The 23,546-nt window shown below is 71.3% G+C and carries 17 protein-coding genes and 1 pseudogene; 8 read left to right on the top strand and 10 right to left on the bottom strand.

Annotated features, from left to right (window positions below; genetic code table 11):
* Window positions 1-320: 320 nt before the first annotated feature.
* Entirely contained in the window at window positions 321-2,021 is a 1,701-nt protein-coding gene (locus ACZ5PB_RS14745) for a carbohydrate-binding module family 20 domain-containing protein (protein WP_468691104.1), read from the bottom strand.
* A 215-nt stretch (window positions 2,022-2,236) separates the two neighbouring features.
* Window positions 2,237-3,475: an MFS transporter gene (locus tag ACZ5PB_RS14740; RefSeq protein WP_468691102.1), complete on the bottom strand. Its 1,239-nt coding sequence runs from the start codon at window positions 3,473-3,475 to the stop codon at window positions 2,237-2,239.
* Between the two features lie 177 nt (window positions 3,476-3,652).
* Between ACZ5PB_RS14740 and ACZ5PB_RS14735 the strand changes: the two are divergent.
* A pseudogene (locus ACZ5PB_RS14735) lies at window positions 3,653-3,790 on the top strand (DUF1801 domain-containing protein); the annotation flags it as partial.
* Between the two features lie 12 nt (window positions 3,791-3,802).
* On the opposite strand, the gene ACZ5PB_RS14730 reads toward ACZ5PB_RS14735, so the two are convergent.
* From ACZ5PB_RS14730 to ACZ5PB_RS14710, 5 genes are all read right to left on the bottom strand, one after another.
* Complete coding sequence (locus tag ACZ5PB_RS14730) at window positions 3,803-4,843, bottom strand: LacI family DNA-binding transcriptional regulator (RefSeq protein WP_468691536.1); 1,041 nt, start codon at window positions 4,841-4,843, stop codon at window positions 3,803-3,805.
* Window positions 4,828-6,504, bottom strand: a complete 1,677-nt coding sequence (locus ACZ5PB_RS14725) for a glycoside hydrolase family 13 protein (protein WP_468691100.1) — start codon at window positions 6,502-6,504, stop codon at window positions 4,828-4,830. The genes ACZ5PB_RS14730 and ACZ5PB_RS14725 overlap by 16 nt, the downstream gene beginning before the upstream one ends.
* A 168-nt stretch (window positions 6,505-6,672) precedes the next feature.
* A complete protein-coding gene (locus ACZ5PB_RS14720) occupies window positions 6,673-7,533 on the bottom strand; it encodes a sugar ABC transporter permease (RefSeq protein WP_468691534.1) in 861 nt (286 codons plus the stop codon).
* An 11-nt stretch (window positions 7,534-7,544) separates the two neighbouring features.
* A complete protein-coding gene (locus ACZ5PB_RS14715; RefSeq protein ID WP_468691098.1) occupies window positions 7,545-8,579 on the bottom strand; it encodes a carbohydrate ABC transporter permease in 1,035 nt (344 codons plus the stop codon).
* A 9-nt stretch (window positions 8,580-8,588) separates the two neighbouring features.
* The gene (locus ACZ5PB_RS14710; protein WP_468691096.1) at window positions 8,589-9,863 is read right to left on the bottom strand and encodes an extracellular solute-binding protein; all 1,275 of its coding nucleotides are present in this window, start codon (window positions 9,861-9,863) and stop codon (window positions 8,589-8,591) included.
* Window positions 9,864-10,163: 300 nt separating this feature from the next.
* Here ACZ5PB_RS14710 and ACZ5PB_RS14705 point away from each other — a divergent pair, with 300 nt between their 5' ends.
* From ACZ5PB_RS14705 to ACZ5PB_RS14690, 4 genes are all read left to right on the top strand, one after another.
* Window positions 10,164-11,828: a glycoside hydrolase family 13 protein gene (locus ACZ5PB_RS14705; protein WP_468691095.1), complete on the top strand. Its 1,665-nt coding sequence runs from the start codon at window positions 10,164-10,166 to the stop codon at window positions 11,826-11,828.
* A gap of 25 nt (window positions 11,829-11,853) precedes the next feature.
* Window positions 11,854-12,873, top strand: coding sequence for a LacI family DNA-binding transcriptional regulator (locus tag ACZ5PB_RS14700; RefSeq protein WP_468691093.1), 1,020 nt, complete (start codon window positions 11,854-11,856; stop codon window positions 12,871-12,873).
* 74 nt (window positions 12,874-12,947) lie between these two features.
* A complete protein-coding gene (locus tag ACZ5PB_RS14695) occupies window positions 12,948-13,823 on the top strand; it encodes a phosphatase PAP2 family protein (protein WP_468691091.1) in 876 nt (291 codons plus the stop codon).
* A gap of 73 nt (window positions 13,824-13,896) precedes the next feature.
* A complete protein-coding gene (locus tag ACZ5PB_RS14690; RefSeq protein ID WP_468691089.1) occupies window positions 13,897-16,890 on the top strand; it encodes a bifunctional [glutamine synthetase] adenylyltransferase/[glutamine synthetase]-adenylyl-L-tyrosine phosphorylase in 2,994 nt (997 codons plus the stop codon).
* A gap of 451 nt (window positions 16,891-17,341) precedes the next feature.
* Here the strand turns inward: ACZ5PB_RS14690 and ACZ5PB_RS14685 are convergent, their stop codons facing one another.
* From ACZ5PB_RS14685 to ACZ5PB_RS14675, 3 genes are all read right to left on the bottom strand, one after another.
* Window positions 17,342-18,079 (bottom strand): SAM-dependent methyltransferase, encoded by a 738-nt coding sequence (locus ACZ5PB_RS14685; protein ID WP_468691087.1) that lies wholly within the window; start codon window positions 18,077-18,079, stop codon window positions 17,342-17,344.
* Between the two features lie 68 nt (window positions 18,080-18,147).
* Window positions 18,148-19,509: a glutamine synthetase family protein gene (locus tag ACZ5PB_RS14680; protein WP_189821854.1), complete on the bottom strand. Its 1,362-nt coding sequence runs from the start codon at window positions 19,507-19,509 to the stop codon at window positions 18,148-18,150.
* A gap of 154 nt (window positions 19,510-19,663) precedes the next feature.
* The gene (locus tag ACZ5PB_RS14675) at window positions 19,664-21,598 is read right to left on the bottom strand and encodes an ABC1 kinase family protein (protein WP_468691084.1); all 1,935 of its coding nucleotides are present in this window, start codon (window positions 21,596-21,598) and stop codon (window positions 19,664-19,666) included.
* 101 nt (window positions 21,599-21,699) lie between these two features.
* Between ACZ5PB_RS14675 and ACZ5PB_RS14670 the strand changes: the two genes are divergently transcribed.
* From ACZ5PB_RS14670 to ACZ5PB_RS14660, 3 genes are all read left to right on the top strand, one after another.
* Window positions 21,700-22,122 carry a hypothetical protein gene (locus ACZ5PB_RS14670; protein ID WP_468691081.1) on the top strand — a complete coding sequence of 141 codons (423 nt, stop codon included), beginning with the start codon at window positions 21,700-21,702 and terminating at the stop codon, window positions 22,120-22,122.
* Between the two features lie 72 nt (window positions 22,123-22,194).
* The gene (locus ACZ5PB_RS14665; protein WP_468691079.1) at window positions 22,195-22,848 is read left to right on the top strand and encodes a DUF3105 domain-containing protein; all 654 of its coding nucleotides are present in this window, start codon (window positions 22,195-22,197) and stop codon (window positions 22,846-22,848) included.
* Window positions 22,845-23,534 (top strand): DUF305 domain-containing protein, encoded by a 690-nt coding sequence (locus tag ACZ5PB_RS14660; protein ID WP_468691078.1) that lies wholly within the window; start codon window positions 22,845-22,847, stop codon window positions 23,532-23,534. Before ACZ5PB_RS14665 ends, ACZ5PB_RS14660 begins: the two co-directional genes overlap by 4 nt.
* Window positions 23,535-23,546: the final 12 nt, after the last annotated feature.

Raw genomic sequence — 23,546 nt, 5'->3', positions numbered from 1 at the left:
CAGAGCGACGGCTCGGGGGCGGGGTATCACGGGCGGGGTCTCCTGGGCGGTGAGGGTGGGCGGGGGGTACTCGGTGGGTGGCCGGCTCAGCCGCCGGCCTCCGACCGCGGACGGCGCGGCTCGCCCGGGCTGAGCGCGGCTCGGGTCGGCCGGGTTGAGTGCGGCTCGGGTCGGCTGGGTTGAGTGCGGCTCGGGTCGGGTCAGGTCGGCTGAGCTGGGCGCGGCTCGGTTGGGCTGAGCTGGGCGACGGCTCGGTTGGACTCGGCTCGGCCGGGCTCGGCTCGGGTCGGCTGAACTCGGCTCGGCCGGGCTCGGCTTGGTTACGGGCGGAAGGTGGCGCCGGTCAGGGTGACGCGGCCGGTGGCCGGGACGGTCGCGGTGCGGTTGGTGCCGCTCTCCCAGGTGACGTTCCCCGCGGCGTCCTTGCGGACGTACTTGTAGGCGAAGGCGGTCCCGGCGGGCAGTGTCACCTCGCCCTTCCAGACGGGGTACGAGGCGGGGTCCAGCTTGGGTGCGGCGGCCGGGTTCCAGTTGCCGAGGGCGCTCTGGTCGCCGACGACGTGGATGTTCTGCCCGGGGGCGGTGGTGGCCGTGACGCCGAAGGTGGCGCCCGAACCACCCGTCTCGGTGCTCTTGCAGGTACGGGCGCCGGTGTGCAGGGCGACGGCGGTGCCGGCCGGGATGCTCGCCGTGAACTGGCCGCTCCCGTTGACGCTCACCGCGCGCCCGCTCTGGACGTCGCAGTAGTCGCCCGCCGCGAGTCCGGTCTGGAAGGTGCGGCTGAGGGTGGCACCGTCGTGGTTGAGGGCGACGTACGCCTTGTCGCCCCGGCCGAAGGCGATCTGGTTGCCGCCGTTGTCCCACCAGTGGGTGACGACCTGGCCCCGGGCGGTGTTGCGGAAGCCGACCATGGAGGCCACCTCGCGCCAGTCGTGCTGGCACTTCCACCCGTCGGCGTAACAGGCGTCGACCTGACCGCCCTTGGGCGCTCCGGCGTCCTTGTCGCTCCACTCGTAACCGGAATGCACGTCGGGCGCCCCGTAGGGCCAGGCCAGCATGAAGACGTTGGCGAGGGTGTAGGCGCTGCCCGCCTTGTAGTTGAGGGTGTCACCGCCGCGCTCGGTGTCGTGGTTGTCGACGAAGACCGCGGACTTCCCCGACTCCATGAACCCCCAGCCCTCCCCGAAGTTCTTGAGGCTCGCCAGACTCCCGCCCTGGAAGGCGGACTTGAGGCCCCGCCCGTAGCGGAACTCCTGGACGTCACCGTTGCCGAGGTACTCGGACGGGGAGACCGCCTCGCCGTCGCCGTGGATCGCCTCCTGCTTCCAGTGGACCTGGGGGTTGGTCAGCTTGCTCTTGATGGCGGCGAGGTCGGCGGCGGGCATGTGCTTGGCCGCGTCTATCCGGAACGCGTCGACGCCGAGCGAGAGCAGGTCGTTGAGGTATCCGGCGATCCTGGTGCGGACGTACTCCTCGCCCGTGTCGAGGTCGGCGAGTCCGACGAGTTCGCAGTTCTGGACGTTGGCCCGGTCCCGGTAGTTGCTGATCTGGGACCGGCAGTCGTCCATGTCGGCGCCCGAGTACAGGCCGGGGTAGCCGTACTTGGTGTACGAGGAGCCGCCCGTGCCCGTCCCGTCGCCCGCCGCCATGTGGTTGATGACGGAGTCGGCGACCACCTTGACCCCGGCGGCGTGGCAGGTGTCGACCATGGCCTTGAAGGCCGTCCGGTCCCCGAGCGGACCCGCGATCCGGTAGCTGACCGGCTGGTAGGCGGTCCACCACTGCGCGCCCTGGATCCGCTCCTGCGGCGGCGAGACCTGCACGTACCCGTATCCGGCGGGCCCCAGCCGGTCGGTGCAGGCCTTGGCCACCGAGCTGAACCTCCACTCGAAGAGGACGGCGGTGACGTCCTTCCCGCCGGGCGGGGCGGCCTGCGCAGCGGGAGCGGCCGGGCCGACGAGGAAGGTCGCGGCACCGGCCACGAGGGCGGAGGCGGCGGACAGCAGTCTGCTGCGGGTCATGGGTGTTCCTCCTGCATGGGGGGAGGTGGTGGGGGCGGCTCGGGCGCGGGTCCCGCCGCGCCCTGGAACGTTCCTGAATGTTCTTGCTGAATGTTCTTGCTGCAAGAATCCGGAACTTCTTGCGGAGTGACGCTACGAGGAGGGGTAAGGGCGGTCAACCCTTTGGACAGCAGCAGTTGTTCGAATTGAACGGGCAGGTCAGGGCAGGTCCGGACCTAACCGACGGACTCCGGTGTGCACCGGTTGACGCGGTACGCGGCCGGCACGCACAGGTTGGCCGCGACCGCGAGCGCGATCAGGGCCGCGCAGGTCAGCAGCACCGTCGACCGCTCCCACCCGTCGGCGGCCAGCGCCACGACGAGATAGCCCAGCGGAATGGCCAGTCGCTCTCCGGCACCGTTGAAGGCACTCATCCGCCCCTGCTCCGGCTGCGGGACGTGCTGCTGGAACGCGGTGTGACACGCCACCACCCCGATGTCCAGCGCGATGCCCGCCACCAGGGCAGTCAACAGCACGACCGGCAGCGGGAGTTCCAGCCCCAGCGCGGTCAGTGGCAGCGCCAGCCCGCCGCCCGCCGCCACCGCGACCACCAGCAGCCGGTACGGCTTCCAGCGCAGGCACACGAGGGTCCCGGCCAGCAGCCCGCCCGTGAACGCCGCCTGGACCAGGCCCCAGTCGCGCGCTCCCGCGTACCGCTGCTCGGCCACCAGCGGCCCGAGCAGCTGGAAGCCCGCCAGCCACGCCGCGACCAGCAGCGTCCCGGACAGGGTGTACGTCCACAGCCAGGTGCGCGAGCGGAAGCCGGACCAACCCTCGCGCAGGTCGGACAGCACGCCGCCGCGGGCGGGCATGGCGTCCAGCCGCAGGCCGAGCAGCAGTACGGCCGCGACGGCGAAGGTGAGGGCGTCCCAGGCCAGCGCCCAGGCCGCACCGCTCACGGCGATCACGATGCCGCCGACGGCCGGACCGGCCACCTTGACCGCGTTGGTCGGCAGCCGCAGGAACGCGTTGGCCCGCTGGAGGTGTTCCGCCGGGACGATCTGCGCCACGGCACCCTGCGCCGCGGGCCCGGTGAAGGCCGCCGCGGCCCCCGATACGAAGCCGCACACCGCGATCGAGGTCGTGGTCGCGTGGCCGGTGGCCACCGTCAGCGCCAGCGCGCCCTGTGCGAGGGCGGCCAGGAGGTTGCCCAGGAAGAGGATCCGGCTGCGCGAGAGCCGGTCCGCGAGCACCCCGCCCGCCAGGAGGAACACCACGGTCGGCACCGTGTTCGCGGCCAGTACGAGGCCCAGCGAACCGGCCCCGCCGCCCCGCTCGATGACCGAGTAGGCCAGGGCGAGGGGGGCCATCGCGGACCCGGTCGCCGAGATGAGGTTCGCCGCCACGAACCGCCGGAATCCCGCGACTTGCCACAGCCTGGTGCGGCTCTCCGGTGAACCGACGGCCGTCCTCATGCTCCCCCTCGTGCCCCCCTCGTACTCCCGTCGCGCTCCGCGCGGGAAGGCACGTTACGCCGTGCCCGCACCCCCGCCGCAGCCGGGCCGGGCTACTCTCCCCGCATGGTGCAGAGCAAGGCGGACAACGTCGACGACTACCTGACCGAGCAGTCCGAGCAGTCCCAGGGCCGCGGGGACGCCCTCACCGAGCGGCTCGCGGCGCAGGACATGGGCAAGGGCTGTCTGCGCTTCCGCAAGCCGGAGCACATCGACTACGGCCTGGTGCGGGACCTGCTGCGGGCCACGGCCGCCGCCCCCGGCACGGTCTGCTGACAGTCCCCGCGCTCACCCCCGCGCGTGCCCCGTGGACCCCCGTACCACCAGCTCCGGCTGGAACACGAACTCCGTGTGCTGCACCGGATTCCCGCCGATCTCCTCCAGCAGCGCCCCCACCGCGGCCGTCGCCATCGCCTGGACCGGCTGGCGGACCGTGGTCAGCGGCGGGTCCGTGAAGGGGATCAGCGGCGAGTCGTCGTAGCCGACCACCGAGACGTCCTGCGGTACCCGCAGCCCTCGGTCGCGGGCCGCGCGGATGACGCCGAGCGCCATCATGTCGCTGCCGCAGACGATGCCCGTGCAGCCCGCGTCGAGCAGGGCACCGGCGGCCACCTGGCCGCCCTCCACGCTGAACAGGGTGTGCTGGACCAGGTCCGGGGAGCCCGTCGCCTCGATGAACCCCTCGCGCTTGCGGTGGGAGGGCACGAAGCGGGCCGGGCCGACCGCGAGGCCGACCTTGCGGTGGCCCAGTTCGGTGAGGTGGGTGACCGCCATGCGGACCGCCGCGTGGTCGTCCGGTGAGACGAAGGGGGCGCTGATCGCCGGGTTGTAGCCGTTGATCAGGACGTACGGGACACCGCGTGCGGACAGCGCCGCGTAGCGCGCCGGGTCGGCGGACAGGTCGGCGTGCAGCCCGGAGAGGAAGACGATTCCGTCCACGCCCCGCTCCACCAGCTGCTCGACGAGTTCGTCCTCGACGGAGCCGCCGGGCATCTGGGTGCACAGGACCGGGGTGTAGCCGCGGCCCGCCAGGACCTGTTCCACGACCTGGGCGAACGCCGGGAAGATCGGGTTCGTCAGCTCCGGAATGACCAGCCCGACCAGGCCCGCGCTGCGCTGGCGCAGCCGGGTCGGGCGTTCGTAGCCGAGCACGTCGAGGGCGGCCAGGACCCGGTTGCGGGTGGCTTCCGCGACGCCCGCCTTGCCGTTGAGGACGCGGCTGACCGTCGCCTCGCTGACCTTGGCCTGCGCGGCGAGGTGGGCCAGTCGGGGGGCGGCGACGGGTGAGCCGCCGCCCCTCGGCTCGGGAACGGTCACACGGCCCACCAGACGGTGGTGTCGGCGGGCAGGGTCAGCTCGCCCTCGGTGAGCGTCACTTCGTCCGAGGCGAGCAGTACGCGGCCGGGTGCGGCGATGCGGACCGGCGCGCCGGTGGTGTTGGCCGTGCAGACGAAACCGTCGCGGGCGAAGGACAGCACCCCCTTCGGGGCGTCCTGGAGCCACTGGACCTCGGTGCCCGCGCCCAGGCCCCGGTGCTCGCGGCGCACCGCGAGCGCGGAGCGGTAGAGCTCCAGGGTGGACGTCGGGTCGCCCTGCTGGGCCTGCACCGACATGGCGCCCCAGCCGTCGGGCTGCGGCAGCCAGCTGCCGCCCGCGCCGAACCCGTACGACGAGCCCTCCACGGTCCAGGGGATCGGCACCCGGCAGCCGTCGCGGAAGCCGTCCTGGCCGGCCGCGCGGAAGAAGGACGGGTCCTGGCGGGCCTCGTCGGGGAGGTCGGTGACGTCGGGCAGGCCGAGCTCCTCGCCCTGGTAGACGTACGCCGATCCCGGCAGGGCCAGCATCAGGAGTGTGGCGGCGCGGGCGCGGCGCAGGCCGAGCTCGCGGTCGCCGGCGGTGCGGATCTGGGTGCCGAGTCCCGGCGGGTTGGCGAAGCGGGTGGCGTGCCGGGTGACGTCGTGGTTGGAGAGGACCCAGGTGGTCGGGGCGCCGACCGGGCGCATCGCGGCGAGCGAGGAGTCGATGACCTCGCGCAGGGCATCGGCGTCCCAGTGGGTGCCCAGGTACTGGAAGTTGAAGGCCTGGTGGAGCTCGTCGGGGCGGACGTAGTGCGCGGTGCGCTCGACGGTGGGGGTCCAGGCTTCGGCGACGCCGATGCGCTGACCCGGGTACTCGTCGAGGATCTGCCGCCAGGCGCGGTAGATGGCGTGCACGCCGTCCTGGTCGAAGAAGGGCATGACGTCGTTGCCGAGCAGCTTGAGCTGGTCGTGGGTGCCGAGGTCGGGCAGGCCCTCGGCCTTGACCAGACCGTGGGCCACGTCGATGCGGAAGCCGTCGACGCCCATGTCCAGCCAGAAGCGGAGGATGGAGCGGAACTCGTCGGCGACGGCCGGGTGCTCCCAGTTGAAGTCGGGCTGCTCGGGGGCGAAGAGGTGGAGGTACCAGTCGCCGGGGGTGCCGTCGGGGTCGGTGGTACGGGTCCAGGCCGGGCCGCCGAAGACGGACTCCCAGTCGTTCGGGGGGAGTTCGCCGTCGGCGCCCTTGCCGGGGCGGAAGTGGTAGCGGTCGCGGAGGGCGGATCCCGGGCCTTCGGCGAGGGCGCGCTTGAACCACTCGTGCTGGTCGGAGGAGTGGTTGGGGACGACGTCCGTGATGATGCGCAGGCCCAGTTCGTGGGCGTCGCGGATCAGGCCGTCGGCGTCGAGCAGGGTGCCGAACATGGGGTCGATGGCCCGGTAGTCGGCGACGTCGTAACCGGCGTCGGCCTGCGGGGAGGCGTAGAAGGGGCTCAGCCAGACGGCGTCCACGCCCAGGTCGCGGAGGTACGGGAGGCGGGCGCGGATGCCGGGGAGGTCGCCCATTCCGTCGCCGTTGCCGTCGGCGAAGCTGCGGGGGTAGACCTGGTAGATCACCGCGTCGCGCCACCACTCCGGGGTGGAGGGGGTGGTGGGGGTGGAGGGGGTGGCAGGGGCAGCGAGGTGCTGGGTCATGTCGTCCCTGGGTGGTCTGGGAGGTGAGGGGGTCGGGTGCGGGGTGGTCCGGCGGGTGGGCGGGGGCGGAGGTGGGGCGGGGGCGAGTTGTGCGGCTCCGCCGGGGGCCGCCCCCTTGCCCGCCCGTCCCGCCCCCGGGGGGCGGCCCCGCCGCCCAAGGAGGCGGGGTCAGCCCTTGGTGGCGCCGGCGGTCATTCCGGAGACCAGGTGGCGTTGGGCGAAGATGAAGACGATGCCCGCCGGGATGGCGATGAGTACCGAGGCGGCAGCCATCGGGCCCCACTGGCTGCTGTACTGGTTGACGAACTTCTGCAGGCCGCCCGCCAGGGTCATGTTCTCGTCGCCGACCAGGAAGGCCGAGGCGTACGCGACCTCGCCCCACGCGGTGATGAAGGAGTAGAAGGCGGTGACCGCCAGGCCGGGCTTGGCCAGCGGGAGGATCAGCCGCCAGAAGGTGCCGAACGGGGTCAGGCCGTCGACCTGGCCCGACTCGTCGATCTCCTGCGGGATCCCGTCGAAGAAGCCCTTCATCATCCAGGCGCAGAAGGGCACCGAGATGGTGAGGTAGGTGATCACCAGGCCCATCGGCTGGTTGAGCAGCCCCAGCTTCGCCATGATGTTGTAGATCGGCACGATCAGGACCGCGACCGGGAACATCTGGGTGACCAGCAGCGTCCACATCAGCCCGCGCTTGCCCGGGAAGCGGAACCGGCTGATCGCATAGCCCGTCGTCGCCGAGACGAAGACGCCGATGACGGTCGAGAGCGCCGCGATGAGCAGCGAGTTGCCGAACCAGGTGAGGAACGGGGTGTCGTTCAGCAGGCTCGTGTAGTTGGCGAGCGTCGTCTCGCGGACGAAGTCCGTGGTGGTCGCGTACTTCGCCGGCTTGAGCGAGGTCAGCAGGACCCACAGCACCGGGAAGACCGCGACGACCGACGCGACGATCAGGGTCGCGTGCAGCCCGAAGGACGCGAGGGGCGAACGGCGGTCGCGGCGCTGGACGTTGGCCGCCTGCCCCGTGCTCAGCATCGTCTCGGTGGTCACCAGACTTCTCCCTGCTTGCGGAGGACTCGCCGGTAGACCGCGGCGAAGATCATCAGGAGTACGAGGATCAGGACGCCCCAGGTGGACGACTGCGCGAAGTCGCGCGGGCTGATCTCGAAGGAGAACTTGTACGCCTGGGTGACGAGAATCTGGGTGGCCTCGCCGGGTCCGCCCCTGGTCAGCAGGAAGATCACCGGGAACATGTTGAAGGTCCAGATGGTGCTGAGCAGGATGACGGTGGTGGAGACCGGGCGCAGGCCGGGCATCGTGATGTGCCGGAACCGCTGCCAGGCCGAGGCGCCGTCCATCTCTGCGGCCTCGTACAGCTCGCCGGGGATGGACTGCAGCCCGCCGAGGAGGGCGACCATCATGAACGGGATGCCGAGCCAGACGTTCACGGAGATCACCGCGAACTTGGCCCAGGTCGGGTCGTTCAGCCACGGCACGGCGTCGATGCCGCCGCCCGCGAGGATCTTGTTGAGGAGCCCGTTGTCCTGGTTGTAGAGGAAGCGCCAGGCGAAGACGGAGACGAAGCCGGGGACCGCCCAGGGCAGCACCAGCATCACCCGGTAGAGACCGCGGCCGGCGATCTTCCGGTTGAGGATGTTGGCCAGGGCCATGCCGAGCGCGAAGGTGATCGACACACAGGCGACGGTCCACAGGACCGTCCAGCCGAGGGTGGCGATGAACTGGCTGCCGGTGAGCGCGTCGACGTAGTTGTCGAGGCCGACGAACTCGTAGGTCGCGGGCATGTGGTTGACGCCGATGGAACGCTCGACGTTCGCCTCGTTGGCGTTGGTCAGCGACAGGAAGATGCCCCGGAGCAGCGGGTATCCGATGATGACGCCGATGACGACCACCACGGGGGCGACCATCGTCCAGGCGTACCAGTGGGTGGAGAGGGACCGCCGGAAGCGTCCCGGGGTGTGGCCGGTGGTGTCCCTCGGGCCGTCTGCGCGGCTCCGGCCGCGGGCGGGGGTGTTCCCGCCCGCGGCCTTCCCCGTCGACCGGCCGGTGTCAGCAGCAGTCATCGGTGGTTCCTAGCTCCAGCCCTTGAGCAGCTTGCGGTACGCGTCACCGGTGTTCTTCACGCCCGCCTCGGGCTCGATCTGTCCGGTGAGGACCTTGGTGTACTCGGTGACCAGCGGGGCGAACAGGCTGCCGGTCTCCGGGATCCACGGGCGCTCGACGGCCTTCTCGACGACCGGCTTGAAGAACGTGACGATCTCGTTCTTGGCGACGTCCGGCTGGGAGTAGACCGAGGTGCGGGTCGGGAGCAGGTTGAGCTCCTTGGTGACCTGGGCCTGGACCTCGGGCGAGCTCATGTACTCGACGAAGGCGTACGAGGCGTCCAGGTTCTTGGAGCCCGCGTAGACGGCGAGGTTGTGGCCGCCCTGCGGGGCGCCCTGACCGGCCGAGCCTGCCGGGACGGGGGCGATGCCCAGGTTGCTCTTGTCCTTGAACTGGTCACCGGCGTAGGTGTCGGCGATCGCCCACGGGCCGTTGATCATCATCGCGACGTCGCCCGACTTGAACGCCTTCTGCATGTTGTCGAAGCCGTCGGTGGCGTCGGTCTTGGCGGCGCCGGAGGTCACCAGGTCCTTGGCGACCTTCATGGCCTTGACGCCGGCCTCGTTGTCGACGGTGATCTTCTTGTTCTTGGCGTCGACCAGGTCGCCGCCCTCGCCGTAGAGGAAGGAGAGGAACCAGTACGCGTCGTCGCCGCGCAGGTACATGCCGGTCTTGCCGGTCTTCTCCTTGATCTTGGTGGCGGCCGCCTTCAGCTCGGCGATGGTGCCCGGCACCTCGACGCCCGCGTCCTTCAGCATCTTCTTGTTGTAGAAGATGCCCATGGAGTCGATGACCTGCGGGACCGCGTAGGTCTTGTCCTTGAACTTCGTCGAGGCCGCGGCCTGCTTGAGGAAGTCGGCCTCGTTCTTCAGGGCGGTGGTGCCGTCCAGCGGGGCCAGGTAGCCGAGGTTCGCGAAGTCGGGGGTCCAGGCGACCTCGGAGCGGATCACGTCAGGAGCGCCGGAGCCCGCCTGGGCGGCGTTCTTGAACTTGTTCTGCGCGTCGCCGAAGGGCACGTTGACGTACTTGACGGTGACCTTGGGGTGCTTCTTCTTGAAGTCCTCGGCGATCTTCTTGAAGACCTTGTCCTCACTGCCGACCGTCGAGGTGTCCCACCAGGTGACCTCGCCGGCGAGCTCGCCGCCCGAACCCTTGGTCTGGCCGCCGTCACTGTCGCCGCCACAAGCGGTCGCCGCGAGCGCCAGGGTCGCGACCAGGGCGGTGGCTGCTATGCCACGTCGCATCTGAACTCCTTCAAGTGCCGTACCGCTCCGTCGCGGCGCCGGGTTGTGAGGGAACGTAACAAGCCTGAAAGAAGTCCGAAAGAGTTTGCGAGAAATTTCTGCAAGGCGAGCAGATCGTTACATCCACGTGTCCTGCCCATGTCCGTCGGACCCCTTGCGGCGCAGGTCGCAGGGCCTGTAACGGCCACACGGGGGCGGTTGTCCGGACCTTCGCAAGAACTTGCAAGGCTGTTACTTTCGAGGAGCACCGGCGTTGATCCCGTAGTTGCCGATACGAGAACACGCACGCAAGGAAGCGCCATGACACCCCCAGCCCCGCCCCGGACCACTTCCCCCACCACTGCCCCCTCCACCTCCGCCTCCGCCCCCGAAGGCAGGTCGTCGCAGTGGTGGCGCGATGCCGTCATCTATCAGGTGTACGTCCGGTCCTTCGCCGACAGCAATGGGGACGGCGTCGGGGATCTGCCCGGTATCCGCACACACCTGCCGTACCTGGCCGAGCTGGGCGTGGACGCGGTGTGGCTGACCCCCTTCTACGCCTCGCCCCAGGCGGACGGCGGCTACGACGTGGCCGACTACCGGGCCGTCGACCCGCTCTTCGGCACCCTCCAGGACGCGACCGAACTCATCGACACCGCCCACGAGTTGGGCCTGCGCATCATCATGGACGTGGTGCCTAACCACACCTCCGACGCGCACGAGTGGTTCCGCGCGGCCCTGGCGGGCGGCCCGGAGCGGGACCTCTACCACTTCCGCCCCGGCAAGGGCGCCGACGGCGAACTCCCCCCGAACGACTGGGAGTCCGTCTTCGGCGGCCCGGCCTGGACCCGTACCACCGACCCCGACGGCACCCCCGGCGACTGGTACCTCCACCTCTTCGCCCCCGAGCAGCCCGACCTCAACTGGGAAAACCCGGCGGTGCACGCCGAGTTCGACTCGATCCTGCGGTTCTGGCTGGACCGCGGCGTGGACGGCTTCCGCGTCGACGTCGCGCACGGCATGGTCAAGGCGCCCTCGATGCCCGACATCGGGGCCCGCGAGCAGGCCAAGATGATCGGCTCCCAGGTGCTGCCGTTCTTCGACCAGGACGGGGTGCACGCCATCCACCGGCAGTGGCGGCGGCTGCTCGACTCGTACGACGGTGACCGCATCGGCGTCGCCGAGGCCTGGGCGCCCTCCGCCGAGCGGCTCGCCCTGTACGTGCGCGGCGACGAACTGCACCAGGCCTTCAACTTCCAGTTCCTGACCTGCCCCTGGGACGCGGCGGCGATGCGCGCCGTCGTCGACGCCTCGCTCGCCGCGACCGGCTCGGTCGGCGCCCCCACCACCTGGGTGCTGTCCAACCACGACGTGGTCCGCCACCTCACCCGGTACGGCGCCGGCGACCACGGACTCGGTCTGCACAGGGCGCGGGCCGCCGCGCTGCTGATGCTGGCCCTGCCCGGGTCGACGTACCTCTACCAGGGCGAGGAACTGGGGCTGCCCGAGGTCACCGACCTGCCCGACGCGGCCCGCCAGGACCCCTCCTTCTTCCGCAGCGACGGGCAGGACGGGCTGCGCGACGGCTGCCGCGTACCGATTCCGTGGGCGGGGGACCTGCCGCCGTACGGCTTCGGCAGCGGCGAGGGACGGGCGGGCAGCTGGCTGCCGCAGCCGGACTCCTGGCAGCGGTGGAGCGTGGCCGCCCAGACCGGCGACCCGGGCTCGACCCTGGAGCTGTACCGTGCGGCGCTCGCCGTACGCAGGGAGCTGCCGGGGCTCGGCGACGGGGAGATGGTGTGGCAGCAGTCAGCGCCCGAACTGCTCGACTTCGTCCGGCCCGGCTTCCGCTGCACCCTCAACGCCGGGCCGGGACCCCTTCAACTCCCCACCCCAGGACGCCTCCTGCTGTCCTCCTTCGGTCTCGCGGCGGACGGCGAAACCGTCACCCTTCCGGCCGATTCCTGTGCTTGGTGGGCAATCTGACATGCGCCCGGTAAGGTCCCACGTCATGACCGCACGGCTAGCCGACATCGCAGCCCAGGCGGGGGTCAGCGAAGCGACGGTCAGCCGGGTCCTGAACGGCAAGCCGGGTGTTGCCTCGGCCACCCGCGAATCCGTACTCGCCGCACTCGACGTCCTCGGGTACGAGCGGCCGGTCCGGCTGCGCCGGCTCAGCGCCGGCCTCGTCGGGCTGATAACCCCCGAGCTCGACAACCCGATCTTCCCGGCGCTCGCCCAGGTGATAGGCCAGGCGCTGACCCGCCAGGGCTACACCCCGGTGCTCGCCACCCAGACCCCCGGCGGCTCCACCGAGGACGAGCTCACCGAGATGCTCGTGGCGCGCGGCGTCTCCGGCATCATCTTCGTCTCCGGCCTGCACGCGGACACCACGGCCGACATGCAGCGCTACGAGCAGCTGCGGGCCCAGGGCGTCCCCTTCGTACTCGTCGACGGTTTCTCGCCGAAAGTGCAGGCGCCGTTCATCTCGCCGGACGACCGGGCGGCGATGCGCCTGGCGGTCACCCACCTCGCGGCGCTCGGCCACACCCGGATAGGCCTTGCGGTCGGTCCGAAGCGGTTCGTGCCCGTGCTCCGCAAGATCGAGGGCTTCCGCTCCAGCATGCTGGAGCGGTACGCAATGCCCGCCGAGGAGGCGGACGATCTCGTGCAGCACTCCCTCTACACCCTGGAGGGCGGCCAGGCCGCCGCCTCCGCGCTGATCGAGCGGGGCTGCACGGCCGTGGTCTGCGCCAGCGACATGATGGCGCTCGGCGCGATAAGGGCGGCGCGGCGGCTGGGCCTGGAGGTGCCGCGCGACGTGTCGGTGGTCGGCTTCGACGACTCCCCCCTCATAGCGTTCACCGACCCGCCGCTCACCACCATCCGCAAACCGGTCACCGCGATGGGCCAGGCGGCGGTCCGGGCCCTGCTCGAAGAGGTCGGCGGGACCCCCGCACCGCACAGCGAGTTCGTCTTCATGCCGGAGCTGGTCGTACGGGGGTCAACCGCCTCGGGACCTCGTCCTTGAGGGGGATACGGGCCGGTCTTAAACCCACCCGAGGATGATCGGTGCCGGATAACGATCTGGCAGACTTCCGTCCCATGGGTGAAGCGACTACGAGAACCGAGGCAGGCCACAGGGCCACCACTGCGTCACCCACGGTGACCGGGGAGGGGTCCTCACCGGCCCGTCCTTCGCTGCTCCGGCGCATCAGGTCACCCCGCCGGCCGCGCGTCTGGTTCGAGATCCTGCTGATCGCGGTCAGCTACTGGATCTACTCGATGATCCGCAACGCCGTCCCCGAGCAGAAGGCGAAGGCGCTCGCCAACGCCGACTGGATCTGGAAGGTCGAGCAGGACCTCGGGATCGCCGTCGAGAAGTCGATCAACCATGCCATCGACTCGGTGACCTGGCTCATCGTGTCGATGAACTACTACTACGCGACCCTGCACTTCCTGGTCACCCTGGGTGTGCTGGTGTGGCTGTTCAAGTGGCAGCCCGGCCGGTACGCGGCCTCCCGGACCATCCTCTTCGCCACCACGGGGGTCGCCCTCGTCGGCTACTACCTGTACCCGCTGGCGCCGCCCCGGCTGATGAACGGGGGCGGCTTCGTCGACACGGTCCTGGTGCACCACACCTGGGGGTCGATGGCGTCCGGCGACCTCAAGCACATGACGAACCAGTACGCGGCGATGCCCTCGATGCACATCGGGTGGTCCACCTGGGCCGGCCTGACGATCTTCTTCCTGGCGTCGGCGCCCTGGGCCCGCGTCCTGGGGCTGCTGTACCCCACCCTGACACTGGTCGTCATCGTGGCCACCGCGAACCACTTCTGGCTCGACGCGGTCGGCGGCGTGCTCTGCCTCGCCTTCGGCTACGCGGTCGCCTACGCCTGGTACGGCTCGCTCCCCCACCGGCTGCCCAAGCTGGTCGGCACGGGAGGCGGCGGCCGGGCCCTGCTGCCTGCCGGGGCCTAGGGTCGGACTCGTACCGTGCACATCGGCAGTCGTACCGTGCACTGTGAGCGAGCGAGAGGGCGGGGAACCGCGAATGACCGTGCCAGGCCGCCGTAGCAGCACCTTCACTCGTCTCATCCGGCACGGGTTCACCGACCCCGCCACCTCCGAACGGCTCCTGCACGAGGACGCCCTCGCCTCCGTCCGCACCGATCCCGTACTCCTCGACGCCCTCGGCGCGACCGCCGACCCCGACCTCGCCCTGCTGGGCCTCGTACGGCTCGCGGAGGCACAGTCCGACGAGGAGGAGCGGCAGGAGTTCCTGCGTACCCTCGTCTCCGCCAAGCCGCTGCGCGACCGGCTGCTCGGCGTCATGGGCGCCTCCGAGGCGCTCGCCGACCACCTCGCCCGGCACCCCGGCGACTGGCACGCGCTGCTCACGTACGAGGCCGCCGACCTGCACCCCGGGGTGCCTGAGTTCGAGCACGGGCTCGCCGCCGCCGAGGATCCGGTGGCGCTGCGGGTCGCCTACCGGCGGTGCCTGCTGTCGATCGCGGCACGGGACGTGTGCGGCACGACCGACGTCGCCGAGACCGCCGCCGAGCTCGCCGACCTCGCGACGGCCACCCTGCGCGCCGCGCTGTCCATCGCCCGCCGGGCCGCCCCCGACGACGCCGCGCTCTGCCGCCTCGCGGTGATCGCGATGGGCAAGTGCGGCGGGCACGAGCTGAACTACATCTCGGACGTCGACGTCATCTTCGTCGGCGAGGCGGTGGACGGCGCCGACGAGGACAAGGCGATGCGGGCCGCGACCCGGCTCGCCTCGCACCTGATGCGGATCTGCTCGGAGACCACCGTCGAGGGCACCATCTGGCCGGTCGACGCCAACCTGCGCCCCGAGGGCCGCAACGGCCCCCTCGTGCGCACCCTGTCCAGCCATGTCGCCTACTACCAGCGGTGGGCCAAGACCTGGGAGTTCCAGGCGCTGCTGAAGGCCCGCCCGGTGGCCGGGGACCTCGCCCTGGGCGAGGAGTACATCGAGGCCCTGTCGCCCATGGTGTGGCAGGCCGCCGAGCGCGAGAACTTCGTTCCTGACGTGCAGAAGATGCGCCGCCGGGTCGTCGACAACATCCCGCCGGGACAGCTGGAGCGCGAGCTGAAACTGGGGCCCGGCGGGCTGCGGGACGTCGAATTCGCCGTACAGCTCCTGCAGTTGGTGCACGGGCGCAGCGACGCGTCGCTGCACAGCGGTACGACACTGGAGGCGTTGCGGGCGCTGGCCGCCGGGGGGTACGTGGGCCGGGCGGACGCCGCCCAGCTCGACGAGGCGTACCGCTTCCTGCGCCGGATGGAGCACCGCATCCAGCTCTACCGGCTGCGCCGCACCCACCTGGTCCCGGAGTCCGAGGCCGACCTGCGGCGGCTGGGCCGTTCGCTGGGGCTGCGCGGCGAGCCGGTCACCGAGCTGCAGGCCGTCTGGAAGCGTCATTCGTCGGTCGTACGACGCCTCCACGAGAAGCTCTTCTACCGGCCGCTGCTCGACGCGGTCGCCCAACTCGCCCCTGGCGAGACCCGGTTGAGCCCGCGTGCGGCCGGTCAGCGGCTGGAGGCGCTGGGGTACGCGGACCCGGTGGGCGCGCTGCGCCACCTGGAGGCCCTCTCCTCGGGCGTCACCCGCAAGGCCGCCATCCAGCGGACCCTGCTGCCCGTGCTGCTGGGGTGGTTCGCCGACTCCGCCGACCCCGACGCGGGCCTGCTCGGCTTCCGCAAGGTGTCGGACGCGCTCGGCAAGACGCCCTGGTACCTGCGGCTGCTGCGGGACGAGGGTGCCGCCGCGGAGAACCTCGCCCGGGTGCTCTCCGCCGGGCGCCTCGCCCCCGACCTGCTGCTGCGCGCACCGGAGGCGGTGGCGATCCTCGGCGATCCCAAGGGCCTCAACCCGCGCGGGCGCGAGCACCTGGAGCAGGAGGTGCTGGCCGCGGTGGGCCGCGCGGACGGGGCCGAGGCGGCGGTGGCGGCCGCGCGCGGGGTGCGGCGGCGGGAGCTGTTCCGTACCACCGCCGCCGACATCATCGGCTCGTACGGTACGGAGGAGAGTCCCGCCGAGTCCGACCCGGGCGCACTGGTCGACCGGGTCGGCGGCGCGGTGACCGCGCTGAACGCGGCGACGATCGCGGGGGCGCTGCGGGCGGCGGTCCGCGAGCAGTGGGGCGACGAGCTGCCGACCCGTTTCGCGGTGATCGGCATGGGCCGCTTCGGCGGGCACGAGCTGGGTTACGGCTCCGACGCGGACGTGCTGTTCGTGCACGAGCCCCGCGAGGGCGTCGACGAACAGGAGGCCTCGCGCGCCGCCGCCAAGGTCGTCTCCGAAATGCGCAGGCTCCTCCAACTTCCCACCGCTGACCCGCCGTTGCTCATCGACGCGGATCTGCGTCCGGAGGGCAAGAGCGGCCCCCTGGCCCGCACCCTGAAGTCGTACGAGGCGTACTACCGGCGCTGGTCGCTGGTCTGGGAGAGCCAGGCGCTGCTGCGGGCGTACCCGATGGCCGGGGACGCGGACCTCGGGCAGCGCTTCATCGACCTGATCGACTCGCTCCGCTACCCGGTGGAGGGCCTGGGCGAGGACGCGGTCCGCGAGATCCGCCGCCTCAAGGCGCGCATGGAGTCGGAGCGGATGCCGCGCGGCGCCGACCCGACCCTGCACACCAAGCTGGGCCGGGGCGGGCTGAGCGACGTGGAGTGGACGGTCCAGCTCCTCCAGATGCAGCACGGCTGGGCCGAACCGGGCCTGCGCACCACCCGCACCCGCGAGGCCCTGGCCGCCGCGCACGCGGCGGGCCTGATCCCGACCGAGGAGGCCGCCATCCTCGACGAGGCGTGGGTCCTGGCGAGCCGGGTGCGCAACGGGGTGATGCTGGTACGCGGCCGCGCCGGCGACACCTTCCCGTCGGACGGCCGCGAACTGGCGGCGATGGGACGCTACTTGGGTTACGACACGGGCCACGTCGGGGACATGCTGGACGACTACCGACGAATCACCCGACGGGCCCGGGGCGTGGTGGAGGAGCTCTTCTACGGGGCGGCGTAGGGGCGCGGGGCGGGTCGCGCCTGCGGCGGACCAGTGCCCCTCCCCGCCCCTTCCCACTGCGCTCAATCTGCGGCTGCCGCCGCGTGGCGCTGGGAGCGTTGGGCGGTGTCGCGCCTGCGGCGGGCGATGCCCCTCCCCGCCCCTTCACCTAAACCGCTCCGCGGGGCCAGGGGTTGTTACCCGCGGGTCGAGTGTGGTTGCTCGCGCAGTTCCCCGCGCCCCCAATCCGACTACTCGCGCCAAGCACCACACAGCTCCCGGCGCCCGTCAGCGACGAGTACTTCAGGGGCGCGGGGAACTGCGCGGCCAGCCACGCACACACCCGCACTGTGACCACCGGCCGTGGCCGGGCCCGCCACCTGGGGTCTGGGGCGGAGCCCCAGTTCGGGAAGGGGCGGGGAGGGGAAATGGCGCCGCAGGCAGCCCCGGCCGCCCACCCGGCCCGGTGGGCTCAGCCTTCCGTGCGGCGCAGAACCAGCGTGTGGAAGCCAAAGCTGTCGCGGTAGCCCCGCAGCCACTCGGACCGGTGCAGAGCGGCCTTGGCGAGCGCCTCGGCGCTGTCCGGGTCGTCCGGGTGGTCGAGGGCCCAGGCGGACAGCGATCCCGTCCAGTTCCACTCGTAGTCGTCGAGTTCGTGGCGGGTGGAGAGGTGGCCGTAGACCGGGGTCCAGCCGGCGTCGGTGATCCGGTAGACGGTGGAGGCCAGGTCCTCGTACTCCCCCAGCATCTCGACCGCCTCGGACGAGGGCTCGGCCAGCCAGTACGCGTCACCGATGACGACCCGCCCGCCGGGCGCGAGGTGCTTGTGCGCGGCCTCCAGAGTGCCGAGCAGCCCGCCGAAGACGTGTGTGGAGCCGGAGCTGATGACGACGTCGAAGGGGGCGTCCGACGCGAAGGCGGCGGCGTCCGCCTCATGGAGAGCCAGCCGGTCACCGACACCCCGCGCGTCGGCCTGCCTGCGGCCCTCGGCCAGGGCATTGCCCGCGAGGTCGACGCCCTCGGCGGTGGTGCCCGGGTGTGCTTCCAGCGCCATGATCAGCCACTCGGCCTGCCCGCAGCCGAGGTCGAGGATGCGCTCGCCGCCCCGGTCGAGGGCGCGGGCAAGCACCCGCTCCAGCGAGGCGACGTCGAGCGGCGAGGCGATGGGGTGGTGCGCGTGTGCCAGTTGAGACATGAGTGATCGATCCATGTCCGGCACTCTCTCAGGGCGCCGGGCCCCCCGCACCGACTTTTGCCGAGGGCCCGACGCGCCTGCCGCTACAGCACCGGCAGATTCTTCCGCAGCTCGAACGCGGTCACCTCGGAGCGGTACTCCTCCCACTCCTGCTTCTTGTTCCTCAGGAAGAAGTCGAAGACGTGCTCGCCGAGGGTCTCGGCCACCAGCTCGCTGCGCTCCATCAGGGCGATGGCCTCACCGAGGTTCTGCGGCAGCGGCTCGATGCCCATGGCGCGCCGCTCGGCGTCCGAGAGCGCCCACACGTCGTCGTCGGCGCCCGGCGGAAGCTCGTACCCCTCCTCGATGCCCTTGAGACCTGCGGCCAGGAGCACCGCGTACGTCAGGTACGGATTCGCACCCGAGTCGATCGACCGGACCTCGACCCGCGAGGAGCCCGTCTTGCCGGGCTTGTACATGGGGACGCGGATGAGGGCGGAGCGGTTGTTGTGGCCCCAGCAGATGTACGAGGGGGCCTCGCCGCCGGAGCCCGCCGTGCGCGCGGAGCCGCCCCAGATGCGCTTGTAGGAGTTGACCCACTGGTTGGTGACGGCGGAGATCTCGGCGGCGTGCTTGAGCAGCCCCGCGATGAAGGAACGGCCGACCTTGGAGAGCTGGTACTCGGCGCCCGACTCGTAGAAGGCGTTGCGGTCGCCCTCGAAGAGGGAGAGGTGGGTGTGCATGCCCGAGCCGGGGAACTCGCTGAACGGCTTCGGCATGAAGGTGGCCTGCACGCCCTGCTCCAGCGCGACCTGCTTCATGACCAGGCGGAAGGTCATGATGTTGTCGGCGGTGGAGAGCGCGTCGGCGTAGCGCAGGTCGATCTCCTGCTGGCCGGGGGCGCCCTCGTGGTGGCTGAACTCGACCGAGATGCCCATCGATTCGAGCATGGTGATCGCCTGGCGGCGGAAGTCCATGCCGACGTTCTGCGGGGTGTGGTCGAAGTAGCCGGAGTTGTCGGCGGGGACCGGCTTGGAGCCGTCCAGCGGCTTGTCCTTGAGCAGGAAGAACTCGATCTCGGGGTGGGTGTAGAAGGTGAAGCCGAGGTCGGAGGTCTTGTTGAGGATGCGCTTGAGGACGTAGCGGGGGTCGGCGAAGGACGGCGAGCCGTCGGGCATCAGGATGTCGCAGAACATCCGGGCCGTACCGGGGGCCTCGGCGCGCCAGGGGAGGATCTGGAAGGTGCTGGGGTCCGGCTTGGCGATCATGTCCGACTCGTAGACCCGGGCGAAGCCCTCGATGGCGGAGCCGTCGAACCCGATGCCCTCGTCGAAGGCCTGCTCCAGCTCGGCCGGCGCCACGGCGACCGATTTCAGGAAGCCGAGCACATCGGTGAACCACAGGCGCACGAAGCGGATGTCCCGCTCCTCCAACGTACGGAGCACGAATTCCTGCTGCTTGTCCATTTTCACATCCATCCTTGCTGGTCAGGCCGCCTGCTCCGACGCCTCGGGACACACTGGGGGCTCCCCAGCATCCCACCACACGGTTTCCGGCAGGTTGCGCAGCGCCCCTCGTGAAGATGACGCGGGTGGCGGACGTGCCGGTCAGGGGGCCGGGTCAGGGGGCCGGTCGGCTGACGACGTACACGGTCCGCAGCAGTACCGCCGCCGAGAGGGCCAGCAGGTGGAAGCCGACGAGGCCGTACAGATTGAGCTTCTCGCTCATGGCCGGGCCGCCCTCCATGCCGACCAGTTGGAGGCCGGCCACGCCGAGGAAGATGCCGACGGCGGCGAGCACCACCCGGCCGACCAGGTCGCCCACGAAGCGCCGGTCGCGCGGGTCGGCGAGCAGGCGGACGTTCATCGAGAGGCGGCCCTCGGCGAGACTGCCGCTTATTCGGTCGAGGCGGCGGGGCAGCCGGCGCAGCACGGGCAGGAGGGCGAGCAGTTCGTGCTGGGCGGTGTCGCGGACGCTGCGCGGGGCCAGCCGGTCCTGGAACTGTTCGGTGGCGTACGTGCGGGCGGCGGCCAGCATGTCGAAGCCGGGCGAGAGCCGTACGAGGGTGCCTTCCAGGGTGGCCAGGGCGCGGAAGACGGCGGCCATTTCGGCGGGGACGGCGAGGCGGAAGTCGGCGACCAGGCGGAAGAGTTCGGTGAACATGGTGACGTCGGGGGCCGAGCCCCGGCCGAGGTGGCGGGCGCTGAAGCGGCCGAGTGCGCGCTGCAGCTGCTGTTCGTCGACGTCCTCGGGGCGGTCGGTGACTTCGAGGAGGGCGTCGCACAGGGCGGCCGCCTCGCCGCTCTCGACGGCGAGGAAGAGTCCGGCGAGGGAGTCGCGCAGTCCGGGGTCGATGCGGCCGACGGAGCCGAAGTCGAGGAGGGCGGGGGTGCCGTCGTCCTGGAGCAGGATGTTGCCGGGGTGCGGGTCGGCGTGGAAGACGCCGTCCAGCATGATCTGGTCGAGGAGGGCGTGCAGCAGGGCGTGGGCGATCCGGGCTCCGTGGTCGGCGTCGTCGGGGACGGCCTGGCCGAGGGGGGTGCCCTCGATGCGGCTCATCACCAGGACGCGCTCGGTGGAGAGGTGTTCGTGCAGTACGGGGACGGTGAGCGCGGCGGTGCCCGCGCGGGCTGTCGAGGCGGCGCGGACGGCCTTCATGTTGCGGGCTTCGACGCGGAAGTCGAGTTCCTCGCGCAGGGCCACGGCGAAGCCGCGGGCCAGGTCGGTGAGGCCGAGGCCGCGGCCCCAGTCGGTACGGGTGTGCAGGGCGGCGGCGAGTCGGCCGACGATGTCGAGGTCGCGCTCGACGAGCGGCAGGATGCCGGGGCGCTGGACCTTCACTATCGCCGGGGTGCCGTCGCTGAGGACGGCGGCGTGCACCTGGGCGATGGAGGCGGCTGCCAGCGGTTTTCGGTCGAACTCGGTGAAGACTTCCGCGACGGGTGCGCCGAGCTCGGCGGTGAGGGTGGCCTCGACCTCCGGCCAGGGGGCGGGCGGCACCTGGTCCTGGAGGCGGCTGAGCTCCTCGACGTACACCTCGGGGAGCAGGTCGCGGCGGGTCGACATCAGCTGGCCGAGCTTCACGAAGGTGGTGCCGCCGGCCTGGAGCGCCTGGCGCAGCTCCGTCGCGAGGAGTTCGTCGCGTACGTCGCCGGCGTGCCTGCGGCCCCGGAGGTAGGGGCCGAGGCCGTGCCGGGTGGCGATGCGCAGGACGCCGGAGTAGCGGCGGGCGCGGGCGATCCTGGCGCGCAGGGACTGGAGGCGGCCGAGGGGGCGCAGGCCGGTGGGGAGGACCAGGTCCAGGACGACGAGGACGGTCATCGACATGAGGACGCCGACGAGGGCCATCAGTGAGATGAACATCGGCTGGGGGGCGCCGTCCTTCGCCATGTAGGGGCCGACCAGCGCGCCGGACGCGGTGACGGCGACCAGCCCGGAGAGGACGACCCGGGACCTGACCGCGCGGACGCCGAGGAGGCGCCGGGCGAGTACGGCGGGGAGGACGACAACGACGACGAAGACAAGAACTGCGACCAACAGGCCCACGATCACCATGGAGGGAATTGTGCACCAACTCGCCAGCGTCAGAACGGAGTTGAAGATTCCGCCCGGTTGCCTGGTGACGTACGGCGAGGTGGCCATTACGATCCCCCCTCATGGGGGCCCTGCGGCACACCCGCAACAGTCGCATCAGGTGCACCGCGGACCGTGCGCACAGCGAGGGCATCGCGCGCGTCAGGCGCGGTGTGGCGCTCCTGTGTGCCGCGGCGGCCTTTCTCGGGGCGCTGCTGCTCTGCCTGGGCCCGGCTCCCGCCCATGCCACCGGCGGCGGACCCCATGCCGTGACGGCCGCGGTCTCCGCTCCCGCGTACAACTGCCCTTACGAGCAGGGGCATTGCGGGGTCTTCCCGCACCTGTCCCCCGCCGTCCTGACCGCACCCCCGCAGGACGCCACACCGGGGACGGTCCCGCTGCTGGTGCGGCGGGTGGACGACTCGGGGGTGGCGGGAGCGGCACGCGGGGGCGAGGCACGGGCGCGGGCGCCGGGGCCGCACGTCCTTCAGGTGCTGCGGAGGTAGGAGAGGTTCCCGTGCTCCGGGATCCCCCTCTCCCCCTTTCATCCTCCGTACTGCGTAAGGACGTTGCCGATCATGTCTGTCACCACTTCCCGCAAGGCCCGAATAGAGGAGATGCGGCGCGCCGAGAAGGCTCGCGACCGCCGCAACAAGGCGATCGCCCTGGTCACCGGCGGAGCCGTACTGGCCGGGCTGATCGGCTTCGGGGCGTACGTCTTCCTGAAGGAGTCCGACAAGAAGGAGGCCGCGACCGTCGCGGCCAAGGGACCCATCAAGGACGAGAAGGTCTGGGACGCCAAGAAGCTGGGCCGTACGCACGTCACCAAGGAGGTCACCTACCCGATGACCCCGCCGGTCGGCGGTGACCACCACCAGGCGTGGATGAACTGCCAGGGCGACGTCTACGACAAGCCGATACCGAACATGAACGCGGTGCACTCCCTGGAGCACGGCGCGGTGTGGGTGACGTACACCGACAAGGCGGCCAAGGGCGATCTGGACAAGCTCAAGGCCAAGGTGAAGAAGACCCAGTACTCGCTGATGAGCCCGGTGAACGAGCAGGCCGGGGCGATCATGCTGAGCGCGTGGGGCAAGCAGGTCACGGTGACCGGGGCGGACGACCCGCGGGTCAACCAGTTCTTCACCCAGTACGTGATGGGCCCGCAGACCCCGGAGCCCGGCGCGGCCTGCTCCAACGGGCTGACCCTGGACACGGTGGGCCAGAAGTGAGCAGGTCCCTGTGGGGTGCGGTGGGGGCGGTGGTGTTCGCCCTGGTGGTGGCGGTGGGAGCGGTGGTGGTGACCCGGGCCGCCTCGGCTCCGGCGGGGGACTCGTCCGACGTGTCCCCCGCGGCGTCCAGCAGGTCGTCGGTGCCCGCCGGGAACTCGGCGGACGCCGGGTTCGCCCGGGACATGGCGGCCCACCACCAGCAGGCCGTGGAGATGTCGTTCGTCGTACGGGACCGGACGCGGGACACCGACGTGCGCCGGCTGGCGTACGACATCGCCAATACGCAGGCCAATCAGCGCGGCATGCTGCTGGGCTGGCTGGACCTCTGGGGCCTGCCGAAGATCTCGCCGCCGGACGCGCCGCAGATGGCGTGGATGGGGCACTCGGGCACGGGCCACGCGGCCGGGCCGAAGCCGAAGGAGGAAGGGCTGATGCCGGGCATGGCGACCCGGGCCGAGCTCGCCGAACTGGGCAGGGCGGACGGCAGGCAGGCCGAGATCCGCTACCTGCGGCTGATGACCACCCACCACCAGGGCGGGGTCGCGATGGCCGAGGGCTGCGCGAAGCTGTGCACGGTACCGGCGGAACGGGCCCTCGCCCAGGGCATGGTCGACGCCCAGCAGTCCGAACTGGAGCTGATGGCCGACCTGTTGAAGGAGCGGGGCGCCCCGGTGCGCGGCGAGTAGCACCGGCCCGGC

The organism is Streptomyces sp. NPDC032721, from assembly GCF_055579625.1.
Note: the sequence above shows the minus strand (reverse complement) of the source record. Positions and strands in the feature narration are given on the sequence as shown.